Genomic DNA, 13,158 nt, shown 5'->3' with positions numbered 1-13,158 from the left:
GTGTAGGCTTACGCCAACTGATTCGACAATTAGACAACTCGTGGGGAGACCATGGCAGGCAGTGTGAACAAGGTGATTTTGGTCGGCAATCTGGGACGCGATCCCGAAGTGCGCCATACCCAGGACAACAAAAAAATCGTCAACATGTCCATCGCGACGTCGGACACCTGGAAGGACCGCAACACGGGCGAGCGCCGCGAGCGCACCGAATGGCACCGCGTGGTGATTTTCTCCGAAGGCCTCGCCAACATTGCTGAGCAATACCTGCGCAAAGGCTCCAAGGTTTACATCGAAGGCGCTTTGCAAACCCGCAAGTGGCAAGACCAAAGCGGCCAGGATAAGTACACCACCGAAGTGGTGCTGCAAGGCTTCAACTCCACGCTGACCATGCTGGACGGCCGGGACGGCGGTTCTGGCGGCGGCGGCTTTGGCGGTGGTTCCGGTGGCGGCGGCGGCTTCGAGGGCGGCTCCAGCGGCGGCGGCGACAGCTTTGGCGGCGGATCGGGCGGTGGCTCTGGTCCGGCCCCGGGCGGCGACCTAGACGACGAAATTCCGTTCTAGAAGAGCATAGCCGTCTCTTTCAATCTCATGAAACGCAAGCCATTTGGCTTGCGTTTTTGTTGACAAAATGGGGCTGGACTTGAGTTTTCTGTATAATACGTACAACTCATATATTATGGATTTCTTTTAAGGGGTTCTCTGATGACGACCGTTTCATCAACCGAGTTTCAACGCAATATTGGCTTGTTTTTTAGACAAGGCGATGGTTTCGCCTGTGACCGTTACAAAGCACAATCGTGAAGCCTATGTTTTGGTCCGTGCAGACCGGTTTAAAGCCATGGAAGAAGCCTTGCGTCCACAACCCGTCTTCGCCCATGAAGTATCAGACGAGCTTGCAGCCGAAATCGAAGTGGCCGAATACGGTAAATAATGGATTTATCGCAGCCGCCGAAAAACGGCGAGGTCATACACCATAGTTAACTTTGGCGTGACGAAGCCATGGCGGGGCAGGAAGAGGGACGTAAGCATCGTCCGACAGCCGTTGTTGTTAAGACTGCGGGCAATTCTCCAGCCACGCCCAAAGTCGTCGTTTTGCCCATCACGCATTCTCCCCCAAGTGACCCCTCGGTTGCCTTAGAGGTTTCAGCCGAAGAGGCTGGTTTGGCTGGGCTTGATCACGAGCCATGTTAGATTGTATGCAACGAAGCGAACATCTTTTTATGGCCGGGATTCGATCTTGCGCCCAAAAGTAAGACGGGCTCATTTTCCTACGGTATGCTGCCTCAGCCACTCTATGACCGAGCCAAAGAGCTGTTTTAGATTTGCGCCAAGTTGGGCAAGCAAAGGCGGTTAATCGTGATTAATCGAGGGGGGGGGCAGCAACACTGGTATTCCAACTCCTCCATGAGCGCTTCGCCTTCTGTGTGAGCTTTGCAACGCGCAATTTCCAGATGGACGAAGCGCTTGAAAAGCGTACATTTTCCCCAGTTGCAAAAACGTCACATAAGCTTGTTTTAGCCCCCCCGAAATGCTAGATTTATCCCTCAAAAGGCGGTCTGGACGGGCCGCTTTAAATGTATCATAAGTCACTGATTTGACAGGGAAATTCCTTTGACGTCCGAATCAACTACACCGCCCGCTTCGCCTGAAGAGGGATTCTCGTCCGTCGCCATCGAAGACGAAATGAAAAGCTCGTATCTCGATTACGCTATGAGTGTGATCGTGAGCCGTGCTTTGCCCGATGTGCGCGACGGCCTGAAACCGGTTCACAGGCGCATCGTGCACGCCATGAACGAAGGCGGTTACGACGCCAACAAGCCTTACAAAAAATCGGCACGTATCGTCGGTGACGTCATGGGTAAGTATCACCCGCACGGTGACAGCGCCATTTATGACGCTATGGTGCGGATGGCGCAGGATTTCTCGCTCCGCCTGCCTTTGGTGGACGGCCAGGGTAACTTCGGCTCTATGGACGGTGACCGCGCGGCGGCCATGCGTTACACCGAAGCGCGTATGGCGAAATCCGCCCATGCCTTGATCGACGACATTGACAAAGACACCGTCGATTTTCAACCCAACTACGACGACAGCCAACGCGAACCGACCGTTCTTCCGGCACGTTTTCCCAACCTGTTGGTGAACGGCGCGGGCGGTATTGCGGTGGGTATGGCGACCAATATCCCACCCCATAACCTGGGCGAAGTGTTGGACGGCTGCATGGCTGTGATCGATGATCCGGCCATTACCATTGACGGCTTGATGGAATACGTCAAAGCGCCAGACTTCCCCACCGGCGGTCTGATCATGGGCAAACAAGGCATTCACAAGGCCTTTCACACCGGGCGTGGTTCCATCGTCATGCGTGGGCGCACGGAAATCGAAGAACGCCCCAAAAACCGCGAAGCCATCGTCATCACCGAAGTGCCCTATCAGGTCAACAAAGCCCGCATGGTCGAGATCATGGCCGAATGTGTGCGCGACAAGAAGATCGAAGGCATTTCCGACATTCGTGACGAATCCGATCGTCACGGTGTGCGCGTGGTGGTCGAAATCAAACGCGACGCCATGGCCGAAGTGGTCTTGAACCAGCTGTTTAAGTTCACGCCGCTGCAAACCAGCTTTGGCGTCAATATGCTGGCCTTGAACAAAGGCCGTCCGCAGCAAATGAACTTGAAGGAAATCCTTCAGGCCTTTGTTGAATTTCGCGAAGAGGTTATTCGCCGTCGCACGATTTTCTTGTTGGGCAAAGCCCGCGACAAGGCACACCTGTTGGTGGGCTTGGCCATTGCGGTTGCCAACATCGACGAAGTGATCAAGCTGATCCGCTCCGCCCCCAATCCGCAGGTTGCACGTGCAGAATTGATGGCGCGCGACTGGCCTGCTCTGGACGTGAAGCCGTTGATCGAACTCATTGACGAGCCCGGGCGTTTGGTATCGGAAGAGGGCAATTATAAACTGTCCGAAGCGCAAGCCCGCGCCATCTTAGAGCTGCGCCTGCACCGCTTAACCGGGTTGGAACGCGACAAGATCGCCGAAGACCTGACGGGACTGGGCGAAGAGATCAAAGAATTGCTGCTGATCCTCGGTTCGCGTGATCGCTTATATGAAATCTTGCGTGAAGAGCTGGAAGAGATGCGCGATCAGTTTGCCAATGACCGTCGCACGTCCTTGGAAGAAGCCGAGTTCGAACACGACATCGAAGACTTGATCCAGCGCGAAGACATGGTCGTCACCGTGTCCAACACGGGCTACATCAAACGTGTACCGTTGTCGACCTATCGTGCGCAACGCCGCGGCGGCAAGGGCCGTTCGGGCATGAGTACGCGGGACGAAGATTTCGTTTCTCAGGTCTTTGTGGTGAATACGCACACACCGGTGCTGTTCTTCTCAAACAAGGGTATGGTCTACAAGCTCAAGGTCTACAAGCTCCCGCTGGGCTCTCCGACCGCGCGCGGTCAGGCTATGGTGAACTTGCTGCCCTTAGATCAGGGCGAAACCATCACCACCATGATGCCGTTGCCCGAAGACGAAGAAACCTGGGGCGATATGTTCGTGATGTTCGCGACCGCGTCGGGTAATGCTCGACGCAACGCGCTCTCTGACTTCACCAACGTTATGGCCAACGGCAAAATCGCCATGAAGCTGGACGAAGACGACGTGTTGGTCGGCGTGCAGGTCTGTACAGAGCAAGACGACGTGTTGCTGGCCGCCAAAAACGGCAAGTGCATCCGCTTCCCGGTTGAAGGTGTGCGTGTGTTTGCGTCGCGGGCGTCGACAGGTGTGCGCGGCATGCGGCTTAAAGGTGACGACGAAGTCATGACCATGTCCATCGTGCGTCACGTGGACTTCGACACGGAAGAACGCGACAATTATCTGAAAGTCCAAAGTGCACGTCGGCGCGCGGCGAACGGTGAGGGTGAAAACGGTGATGAGCTGATCACCGACCCAACCCAGCTGGGCTTAAGCGAAGAACGCTTCGCCGAAATGGAAGCGTTGGAAGACTTCATCTTGACCGTAACGCAAAACGGCTATGGCAAGCGCACCTCTGCTTACGAATACCGCATTGCGGGCCGGGGCGGGCAGGGCATCACAAATATTGAAACCAACAAACGCAACGGCACGGTCGTGGCGTCTTTCCCGGTGGAGCAAGACGATCAGTTGGTGATGGTCTCCGACGGTGGCCAATTGATCCGGACCACGGTGGTGGACATCCGCATTGCGGGCCGCAACACCCAAGGGGTGACGCTATTTAAAACGGCGGAAGAAGAGCACGTGGTGTCGGTGACCCGTTTGACGGACGTTGACGACGACGAAGACGATGCCAATACTCATGCCAATGTCCAAGACGGCGAAGATGGTGCTCAACAGCCCGAAGACCCTAAAACGTCAAGCGAAACCGAAGAGCCGGGCGAATAACGGAGACCTCCCCATGTCTGATACCCCTTGCGAAGTGCGCGTCGGCGTATACCCCGGCACCTTCGATCCGCCCACCAACGGTCACATGGACATCGTGACACGTGCCTCGCACATTGTTGATAAGCTGATCGTCGCCGTGGCTGTCAATGCCGGGAAAGGCCCGATGTTTACGCTGGACGAGCGGGTCGAGATGGTTGAGGCCGAGCTTAAAGCCGCCGGGCTGAGCGACAAGGTCGAAGTTCGCCCGTTTGACAATTTGTTGGTGGAGTTCGTCTCGGACGTTGGCGCCAGTGTGATTGTGCGCGGGCTTCGCGCTGTTTCGGACTTTGAGTACGAATTTCAAATGGCGGGTATGAACTCTCGTCTGGATCCGAATGTGGAGACGGTGTTTTTAATGGCGTCGGACAAGAATCAGTTCATCTCGTCCAGATTCGTCAAAGAAATCGGGCGTTTGGGCGGTGATGTGCGCCACTTTGTATCCGACGCGGTTGCGGCGCGTTTGGAACATCAATTGGCCCAGGAATAGGGCGAAAAGCCGTTTATTCTGAAGCCTTTAAAAAAAATGTTCAGAATAGTGTCACAAGGGGTTGACCGAAACGCCGCGCGCCCGTATGTTCCGCCCCACAACACGCCATTTATGGCCTGTAATACGCAAGAGTTATCATGAGCGCGCTTAGCTCAGTTGGTAGAGCAACTGACTTTTAATCAGTAGGTCGTAGGTTCGAATCCTACAGCGCGTACCAATTAAAACCCAGCAATCTCAATAGGTTGCTGGGTTTTATCTTTCCCGGAAACCTTACGAAAATCTAACTGTGCAAGAATGTGTGCAAAGTTTGCACAGGCGAATCATAGGTTGTCATCCTTTTTTCCCTTTCGAATTTCATCGCGGTCAATGATGGTGATCCCGCCGATCTGTGTGATTTCTTGATTTTCGGATTCTTCAAAAATTTTCTTAAATGTCCTCGCCATCTCGTTCGTTACATCATCTGGCAACCTTGGACGGTGCACCCCGCACAGATATAACAAATCGAGAAAATCGTTATATCTGTCGATCCCGCACGCTGTCATGGCGGCCCGCCTATCCATGCGGCCGGCTGAATATTTAGCTGCCGCATGGATGGCGGTATGGTCAAAAATTTTGTCCATCAATGTCTCCCCATCTACAACACTTTCCAAAATGGAAAGTGTTCGGAATCACCTCATTTCTCTGATATTCATCGCAATGATCCGGAGCGCCGAACCGATCATCACCTTGTTAAAAAACGCAGGATTCCCGCCGAAGCTTTGCTCGGACAACCGATCCTGCCACCAAATCAAATTTTCGGCGGTTGGCCAATACTGCATGGACAGCTTCGCCTGCGCCAGAAAGCCCGGGATATCACCTACATACAACGGCTGTCCATCGGCGGGCCCAACGTCCTCAGGACGTCCGTGAAGGCCCATGAGTGGGTCCTGACAGCCGATATAGGCCTCCGTGATTGCTCGATCTACATATGACATCTCACACCTCCCTTAGTGCGGCATCTCGCGCTGAATGCGTTCGCGCCGATCCAAAAGTTTTTGCGTCATGCGGATCACCGATCTGACGTTTGCGTGCTTTGCAAAAATGTCTTCCAGATACATCAGCTCTGCCTCTTCAAGTTCCGGGATAAAGCGGGGGTCCACACCTACCTCTTCAGCAAAATCTGCCCTCACCCCACCAATGATCGCGCGCACATGCTCTGGCTCCGGCGCGGGCGTCTCGATGACGCGAAAGCGCGACAAAAACGGCATCGGTAAATCTTTAATTTCGTTCGCGGTGGCAAAAAAGTTGACAAAACTCAGCTTAATTGATGTCAAAAGGCAATCGTCAAAAAAGGCTTTCGCATTCTCCCGCTCGGTCCACATCAATAAAGTTTGGATGGGATCGCCATTCCAACCGCCAGCTTTGGATTTGTCCACCTCATCAAAAATCAAGACTGGATTCGGACATTTGGTCTCCGAGATTTTAAGTGTCGGATAGCTGGGATTGGCTGTGGAATACCCCGCGCCTGTGCCCCTGAGCGCGCGGTCATCAGCCGCGCCCGCCAACGAAATCATATCTGAGGGCAGGCCAATATGCTTCGCGAGCCTCTGGACAAAACGTGTCTTACCCGTGCCCGGACGACCCCAGATGAGCATCGGCGGAAGCGAAAACTCTCGCTGGCCATAACTTTCCCGCAGACCCATATCCCTACAAATCAGATCGATTGGCGCGGACATCCATGGGAATTCCTTTGTCAACAATTCACGCAGCTCGTCAGGTGACACAGCCGACGGCATCAACTTCAGCGGTTTGCTGAGATGCTCGTGATTTTTGATTGATAGACGACGATCCCCATAAGTGGCGGCCTGCCCGAGCCGAGGCGCAACGATCACGTGATCTGCGGGGACGTCTGTCACGGGGACGGCTCGCTGAGCGGCAGGCTTATTACCAAGCGTCTCAAGGATATACGCGTAAGATGTACTTGTATCCATAGCGGGCTTTTCGGCTTCGAGACATGCGTCGACCGCGCGCTTTAAAAGGTGTGCTGCAGGCAGGTCATGGAGCCGGAAAGTCTGACCGACGAGATGATAAAAAATCCGGAGACCACATTCTTGGAATACGATTTCCTGCAGACCCGCAAAGATTCTCGCGTCTTCCGGGAGACCGTCATCAAGATTGTCGATTCCGCATGCAGATAGGCCCCATTCGTCTTCGTCTTTTTTGAGTTGCTTGAGGGATTTATTGATAAGCTCGACATCCTCAGGTGACAGGTCGGTGTCAAACGCCTTCCTGATGTTTTCGTGATTATCGGTGCCGTCCAACTTTGCCCGAAGGAGACAGATCGTGCTTGAGAGTTTCCGGATCGAGTCATCATCCGTCGTCCCAGCCATACATGACCAGATTTCCTCAATTGTAGCTGCAACATAAGCCTTTTCGGCGCGCGGCAGATATTTTTGATGGGAACGCGCCGCCGCAAGAAACCGACAGGCGACCTCAATCAAGCCTTCTTCGGCAGCCTGCGCGATCAGCGAATACCAGCGCACATCTTCTGGGTTTAATTCGGTGACATCTTTGTATTTTGCTTCAAGATTTTTGACAACAATTCGCAGGGAAGAGGGGGTATAAGCACTCTGACCGAAGACCCGTTGGGCTGGTGAATGCATCGCGATAAAAAGCGATACCCCCACATCCGCAGGCATTTTCAGCAGACCAGAGACAACATGTTTAGCAATTTTTTCCGGACCCCAAAGAACAGTATCCATAACACACCTCCACATTCAAAACTTAAACAAGCGCGATCACCCGCTCAAAGCGGGAGTGCGTTCATATAGTTTTGGTTGCAAAGAGGTAGGTCATGTCAGAGTTCCGTAATAAAATGAGTGATCTTTGCTAAAGGCTTTGTTTTTCTCGTCAGGTCTTTGTCTGTGACTATCGCTATTGATGTCCCGCGCGTGGCAAAAAACAATCCCTCACCCTCTCGTGTTTTCGGGTTGGCAACGACAACTGCTGCTTCCGGCACTTTGGTTTTACCAACTGATACTTCAACGCCAAAATCAGCATCGTAACGGATGGCTATCAGATCCTTATTTTCTGATTTTATAGGCAAAGTTTCCGCATGATCCGGGCGCTCGGCGCCATAAGCAATGGCAGGTAGTTCGGATACATAAATAATGGGGACACGTTGTAGTTCTTCTACTCCTTCAACGACTTCACCAGCGCTTACACCAAAAATTTTTGCAAAATCGCGCACCTGATCTTCGTGGAGACGGCGCTCACCACGCTCAATTTTTGTCATCATGCTGTGTGATATGCCAACTTTATCGGCCAAGACTTTCCTCGTCCAAGCACGTGCTTTGCGTAATTTTTCAACCTTATTGGGTGCCATTTTCTTAATCCTGCTTATTGGTACACCTATAGTGTATAATAGCAAGTGCCCATTTGTCAAAATTCTTGTGGATATTGTGTATACGAAGCACGCACTAAGGCATGGTCGCACAAGGTTTGCTCATTAAGTTTTTCTCCTTTTGGGGCTGCCTTGATAGTTCTGAATTTGGGTTGTCATGGGACTTATACGGAAGAGTTGTCTTTACAGGCACAAAGCATTCTGGGGCGTGTCAAGGTTTCGTAGATCGCTTCGGTAAAGGCAATTTACTGCTAAACACCTGATGTTATTTTAGGCGTTGTTTATTTCGATGATCGTTCCCAGTTTTAGGAGAAGGTGGCGGCTGACATGGCTTTGACCTTTTTCAATCGCTGTGGGGGGATAGGGTAGCTGAGAGGAAGGTTTGGTAAGAGGTCTGTTTGCCCTTTGCGTGCTTTGCCATAGTGGCTGCCTGCCGTTTCAAGTGACTTGTGTCCCATAATTGCGGCAACCTCATCTTTCACAAACATCTGCTTGAAATTTGCGGCTGCTTGATGACGGCAGCTATAGAGAGTGTAATGGTGCTTTCTTTTCGGCCACAATGCCGAATTTGCCTCGCTCAAAAGGCGTGCGAGTGAGGCTTGGATTGATGACCACTTTGTCTTTTCTTCCCTCAACTTTTGGAATTTCCATTCGTGCAATTCTTCGATAAATGCCAATGGAAGAGGGGCAAAATCATTAAGAATGACAAAACGAAAAATCCCCCGTCCACGATTCCTATTCGTTTTGGCATTTCGGACGCAAAGCCGGATTTCATATGGGTGTTTACGCCTTTTTGCTTTGACAAGAACCGCATTTTGCCATTCTCCCGGACGGAGGCCAGTCAAGATTGAGGCCAGAAGGAAAAGTGTGAGGGGGCGTGCATAACTGGATTTCTGTTTTGAAAGCCAGATCAAGATTTTTTGCAAATCGTCTGGGGGCAGATATTTTGCTTTCAGGGCAGACGTTGTCTGCCCCTTTTTCATTGCTCCTGTTTGGCTCTCCTCAGCTAACAGATCGGCAGCGATTTCGCCTTCAATCTCATATTGAATTGGCAGTGCATACATCAAAGCAGCCTTGTAGTGCCGCCACGTGTTTTTGGAAATCTTGGGACGTTTATGAACGAGCCAATTAGCAACCGTAATTGGGGATGCGTTCTGATCTTTTGGCAGACTCAAGTCCTTTGAGCATTGGTGGATCAATTGGGCTGCCCGGATCCAATAAGCGTGTTGCGTTTTCTGTTTCATTGACCTGTACTCCCTACGTTACTTCTACAAATTTTGTGCTTGGGGTAACACCACGAGCCACAACGATGCAGATACCAAATTGAGGAGCAGTAAGCCCTGAAAGACCGTGATCAGACCAAATGATCAATATTTCCGAGGTGGACGTACGCATAGTAGTTGGCTGACAAAAGAAGGCGTACACCGTAACCATGCGGTTGTTTACATTTACTGTCTGAGGAGGTCCTGATTTCAACTTTCTGCTCCATACCGACTGGTGTCGTGTGAATGTGCAGGTAGGCTGTCAGGTTACATTTGCATTAAAAAATGAATTTTTGTGCAATAACAGGAAAACGTTATGCAGCAATTCATGCAGGCCGTTTAATGCTTTGTTTTCTTGGGTTTATTCAGATTCTGTTCATTGTAGGTGTGTGAGATGGCATTGCGTATTGTACCAAGAGCTCGGGTTCCTTCACCCAAGTTTTCATCCGCCCAAGCTTTTAGCCAAAGTGCTTCATCTGAACAGTTACCGCGAATGACTGTTCCATTATCAATACGCTCGCATAGTTTTTCTAAAATACTTGTCATGTTTCTTTTAGAAGGGCCAGGTGGGCCAACCTGTTCAGGCTTGATTTGATCATCGGGGGTTAGGGCTGGGGCAGGTGTCTCACACTTGGGATTTTGGTCGGGTTGAGGTATGTCGCATTGCAAATCATCGGGAATGGGAAGGTGTTTAAATTGTAGCCACAGGGCCAATTTCTGCCGTGTGATGGACATTTTCAGAAAATACGCGATAGCAGCTTTGGGGCAGGATGAAATATCTGTTTTGGCCAGTTTTATATAACAATCAGTAATGCGATCATTATCAGGTGCAATGTCTGGGCTCCATTTCACGTCTTCTTGTAATATTCTGGGAAGCCAACCTTTCAAAACAAACAATTCAAGCGTTAAGAATCGGTTCCGGGGCATGAGTGTGCTGTGTGTTGGGTCATCTGGCAGGTTCTGGTTTGCACAGACAAAGTCGTTGTCGTCCTCTGTGTGCAGATCTGTTTCTGGCTGTTCAAAATTTCCATCCCAAAAAGCTGCCCAGAGCGCATCACGCCATCCCTGTTGAGAGGCAAGCGTGATGGTATTGGATAAATAAGTTGAAATATTATCAAACGTGAGTTGCAAGTTGAAGGGGTCCCGGTTATCTGGATAGGATAGTGGCGCTGAAGCACTCCTCGTTGTTGGACCACCCGACCGGAGGTTTCCGGGTGTTGAGGCTCATGTTGGGCTGTTGGCCCAGAGCTGTTTTGCAGGGATATCGGCGTGTTGTTGCCGTGCTATGTAGTCGAATTTCGTTGTAGCCTCTACGCTAATCCTCTAGCTTTTGGCGGGCATCGTCAAGACTTAGGAACCAATGCGCGTTCAGACATTCTTTCCGGAAGCGCCTATTGAAACCCTCGATGAAGGCATTATCCGTCAGTTTTCCGGGCCGACTGAAGTCGAGTATCACGTCACCTTGGTGAGCCCATAAGTCTAGGTCATGTGAGATAAACTCCGAGCCCTGGTCAACCCGGATGGTTTTCGGATACCCGATTTTCCAACATACCCGTTCGAGAATTTTGCACGACATGTTCGCCGCGATAGCTGAGCCGAGGATCAAGCACGGGAGCATATCGCGAGAACGTATCTATGACCGTGAGTGTGGGCAGATCATCGGTGATAAATCATTATTCTTCATTGTTCTCCTGGCTATAAAGCCACCACAATGAACTCACTTGATCAACTGTTAGCGGATTTTCGAATAAAATTGTATGATCCCCTTTTACCCCGTTGATCAGACGCGCAAGAAAAATACGAGGGCTCGCCTCAAGTGCCATAAGTTTCAAATCTCGCGCAGGTAACAATGTGCTCTTATCCCCTTGGCCTGCATTATCATGACAACCCGCACAATAAGAATCATGAATTAGGCGGGCCTCTCTATATTGGCGCATCGTAAGGTGTCGTGGATAATAACGTTGAGTGTTTAGCGGATGGGACTCAATTAACATGTCTAAGAGTTTAATCATTGCTCCTGACCGATGCGTTGAAGATGCTTTATATGCACGCAGCTTCTTCGCCCCTTGAAAATCTCCCGCTTGTTCTAATAGCCATGGCAGTACACCAAGACCGCCTTTGACCCGATCGCGGAGGCCTTGAGCATGGCGCTGAGGAAGCTGGCTATGGAGAGACAGACGATCAAGATCACTTCGTACAATTAACAATTCAGCAGCCAGCGTTGGGTGCTTATCAACACCTTCGTCTGCATAGGAAATTGAAAGGTGAGTGCTCATCAACAAAACGAAAGCGACCGCGATGCTTTTGAACACCGCGGTCGAAATCAAAGCCCTTCTATTTAAAGTTCTTTTTTTCATTGGGCTGTGTTGCGATCCATCACTGTTTAGTCTGTCAGTTCAAAGCAAAAGTTGTGACGGGACGGGTGTTGCCTTTGGTCCAGGCATGCATCGAACCATCGTACAGTTTAGCACTTTTGTTCCCGCTGAGTTCGTGCAGTACGAACCAGAGCCCACTGCCAAGGTGTCCGCTATTACAGTAAGTTACGTTATCAGACTTGAGGTCAACACCCATGGCCGTGAGTGTTCCTTTGAGCTGTTCTGCAGAACGGAATTTAGCGGCCTTACCATGTGTCAACAAGACATCGTGCGGCACGATTTTCGAGCCGGGGATATGCCCTGCATCAAAAACGTATTTCTTTTTCTGCTCGAGACCCAGGTGATAGTCTAGGGTGCGGGCATCAATCAGATTGCGAGACTTTTGGTTCACCAGAGATTGGATGTCTGCAGTGGTCGTCAAAAGCTCTTTGCGTTCTGCACGCGCTGTAAAGTTTCCGGGTTGGGGCTTGGCTTCAGCAGACTTGCTCAAAGCCTGCTTGGATAGCGCCCAGGCAGCGTTGCCACCGTCCAACATGGAAACTTCATCATGACCATAGTATTTCAGTTGCCAATATAAACGTGTTCCCAAAAACACGTCACTAGAGTTTGAGCCGCTGGTTGTGATAACAACGTGACTATCGTTATTCACACCGGACACTTTCATGAGACGTGTAAAGCTTGCTTTGCTCGGTAACATTTTAATCAGATCTACACCACCTTCTTTAGCCTTACCGCGCACTTGTTTCCATGGCACCAAAACAGCGCTTGGAATATGGCCTTTGCTTAGAAAGTCTTTGTCCTTGGCTTGTACATCCAAGACGACAACCTTGTCCATGTTTGCAGCTAACCATTTGGCACTGACCAATGGCTCAGCAGCATGAGCGGTGCTTGCTGCGAGTGCAAGCACCGTTACACAGATCATTCCCAGCCAGTTCCCCAGATTTGTTCCTTGTTTAGACATTTGCACCTCCCTTTGTGGTTGCATTCTGTTTTGCGGTAAGTCCGCTATAATGTGACAACCAAGTCAGCATGAAGAATGGCTGTCACGGCCGTATCCCAGCGTTTCGTGTCGCTAAGTTTGAGATCATTTATATCCAGATGGATAATGTGGTCTTGTTCTCCGCGCGTGGAGACGGAAGCCGCCACTGTGTCAGCGTCGGGAAAAAGACCTGTGTATAATTCCAAAATGGTCATAAT

13 protein-coding genes, 1 tRNA gene and 1 pseudogene are annotated in these 13,158 nt (G+C 50.9%); 5 read left to right on the top strand and 10 right to left on the bottom strand.

The features are described from left to right. The first annotated feature begins 51 nt into the window (after positions 1-51). The 5 genes from V5T82_RS04535 (at position 52) to V5T82_RS04515 (ending at position 5,159) form a co-directional block, all read left to right on the top strand. Positions 52-561: a single-stranded DNA-binding protein gene (locus V5T82_RS04535; protein ID WP_332894403.1), complete on the top strand. Its 510-nt coding sequence runs from the start codon at positions 52-54 to the stop codon at positions 559-561. A 214-nt stretch (positions 562-775) separates the two neighbouring features. After that, a complete protein-coding gene (locus V5T82_RS04530; RefSeq protein WP_332894402.1) occupies positions 776-931 on the top strand; it encodes a hypothetical protein in 156 nt (51 codons plus the stop codon). A 680-nt stretch (positions 932-1,611) separates the two neighbouring features. Then, positions 1,612-4,416, top strand: a complete 2,805-nt coding sequence (gene gyrA / locus V5T82_RS04525; RefSeq protein WP_332894401.1) for a DNA gyrase subunit A — start codon at positions 1,612-1,614, stop codon at positions 4,414-4,416. 13 nt (positions 4,417-4,429) lie between these two features. Beyond that, positions 4,430-4,942: a pantetheine-phosphate adenylyltransferase gene (gene coaD / locus V5T82_RS04520; RefSeq protein ID WP_332894400.1), complete on the top strand. Its 513-nt coding sequence runs from the start codon at positions 4,430-4,432 to the stop codon at positions 4,940-4,942. 141 nt (positions 4,943-5,083) lie between these two features. Then, positions 5,084-5,159, top strand: a tRNA-Lys gene (locus V5T82_RS04515). A gap of 103 nt (positions 5,160-5,262) precedes the next feature. Here the strand turns inward: V5T82_RS04515 and V5T82_RS04510 are convergent. The 10 genes and pseudogenes from V5T82_RS04510 to V5T82_RS04465 form a co-directional block, all read right to left on the bottom strand. After that, a complete protein-coding gene (locus V5T82_RS04510) occupies positions 5,263-5,562 on the bottom strand; it encodes a hypothetical protein (RefSeq protein ID WP_332894399.1) in 300 nt (99 codons plus the stop codon). 48 nt (positions 5,563-5,610) lie between these two features. Beyond that, complete coding sequence (locus tag V5T82_RS04505) at positions 5,611-5,916, bottom strand: hypothetical protein (protein ID WP_332894398.1); 306 nt, start codon at positions 5,914-5,916, stop codon at positions 5,611-5,613. A 12-nt stretch (positions 5,917-5,928) separates the two neighbouring features. Beyond that, positions 5,929-7,683: an AAA family ATPase gene (locus V5T82_RS04500; protein WP_332894397.1), complete on the bottom strand. Its 1,755-nt coding sequence runs from the start codon at positions 7,681-7,683 to the stop codon at positions 5,929-5,931. Between the two features lie 95 nt (positions 7,684-7,778). Further along, positions 7,779-8,306, bottom strand: a complete 528-nt coding sequence (locus V5T82_RS04495; RefSeq protein WP_332894396.1) for a helix-turn-helix domain-containing protein — start codon at positions 8,304-8,306, stop codon at positions 7,779-7,781. A gap of 323 nt (positions 8,307-8,629) precedes the next feature. Continuing rightward, positions 8,630-9,568 (bottom strand): site-specific integrase, encoded by a 939-nt coding sequence (locus tag V5T82_RS04490; protein WP_332894395.1) that lies wholly within the window; start codon positions 9,566-9,568, stop codon positions 8,630-8,632. Between the two features lie 357 nt (positions 9,569-9,925). After that, the gene (locus tag V5T82_RS04485) at positions 9,926-10,717 is read right to left on the bottom strand and encodes a hypothetical protein (protein ID WP_332894394.1); all 792 of its coding nucleotides are present in this window, start codon (positions 10,715-10,717) and stop codon (positions 9,926-9,928) included. Positions 10,718-10,818: 101 nt separating this feature from the next. Then, a pseudogene (locus V5T82_RS04480) lies at positions 10,819-11,256 on the bottom strand (integrase core domain-containing protein); the annotation flags it as partial. 3 nt (positions 11,257-11,259) lie between these two features. Further along, positions 11,260-11,943, bottom strand: coding sequence for a hypothetical protein (locus V5T82_RS04475; protein ID WP_332894393.1), 684 nt, complete (start codon positions 11,941-11,943; stop codon positions 11,260-11,262). Positions 11,944-11,977: 34 nt separating this feature from the next. After that, on the bottom strand, positions 11,978-12,922 hold the full coding sequence (locus V5T82_RS04470; RefSeq protein WP_332894392.1) for a sulfurtransferase: 945 nt from the start codon (positions 12,920-12,922) through the stop codon (positions 11,978-11,980). 44 nt (positions 12,923-12,966) lie between these two features. Then, a complete protein-coding gene (locus V5T82_RS04465; protein WP_332894391.1) occupies positions 12,967-13,155 on the bottom strand; it encodes a hypothetical protein in 189 nt (62 codons plus the stop codon). Between the last annotated feature and the right edge of the window lie 3 nt (positions 13,156-13,158).

It is taken from the genome of Magnetovibrio sp. PR-2, assembly GCF_036689815.1.
Taxonomy (GTDB): domain Bacteria; phylum Pseudomonadota; class Alphaproteobacteria; order Rhodospirillales; family Magnetovibrionaceae; genus Magnetovibrio.
The sequence above is the reverse complement of the archived record's forward strand: the minus strand, read 5'-3'. Positions and strand labels throughout refer to the sequence as shown.

What these genes read in the sequence shown, in the direction of transcription:
- V5T82_RS04495 (WP_332894396.1), bottom strand. Translation starts at nt 8,306, where the DNA reads ATGGCACCCAATAAGGTTGAAAAATTACGCAAAGCACGTGCTTGGACG.
- V5T82_RS04510 (WP_332894399.1), bottom strand. Translation starts at nt 5,562, where the DNA reads ATGGACAAAATTTTTGACCATACCGCCATCCATGCGGCAGCTAAATAT.
- V5T82_RS04535 (WP_332894403.1), top strand. Translation starts at nt 52, where the DNA reads ATGGCAGGCAGTGTGAACAAGGTGATTTTGGTCGGCAATCTGGGACGC.
- V5T82_RS04505 (WP_332894398.1), bottom strand. Translation starts at nt 5,916, where the DNA reads ATGTCATATGTAGATCGAGCAATCACGGAGGCCTATATCGGCTGTCAG.
- V5T82_RS04475 (WP_332894393.1), bottom strand. Translation starts at nt 11,943, where the DNA reads ATGAAAAAAAGAACTTTAAATAGAAGGGCTTTGATTTCGACCGCGGTG.
- coaD (WP_332894400.1), top strand. Translation starts at nt 4,430, where the DNA reads ATGTCTGATACCCCTTGCGAAGTGCGCGTCGGCGTATACCCCGGCACC.
- V5T82_RS04490 (WP_332894395.1), bottom strand. Translation starts at nt 9,568, where the DNA reads ATGAAACAGAAAACGCAACACGCTTATTGGATCCGGGCAGCCCAATTG.
- V5T82_RS04465 (WP_332894391.1), bottom strand. Translation starts at nt 13,155, where the DNA reads ATGACCATTTTGGAATTATACACAGGTCTTTTTCCCGACGCTGACACA.
- V5T82_RS04500 (WP_332894397.1), bottom strand. Translation starts at nt 7,683, where the DNA reads ATGGATACTGTTCTTTGGGGTCCGGAAAAAATTGCTAAACATGTTGTC.
- V5T82_RS04470 (WP_332894392.1), bottom strand. Translation starts at nt 12,922, where the DNA reads ATGTCTAAACAAGGAACAAATCTGGGGAACTGGCTGGGAATGATCTGT.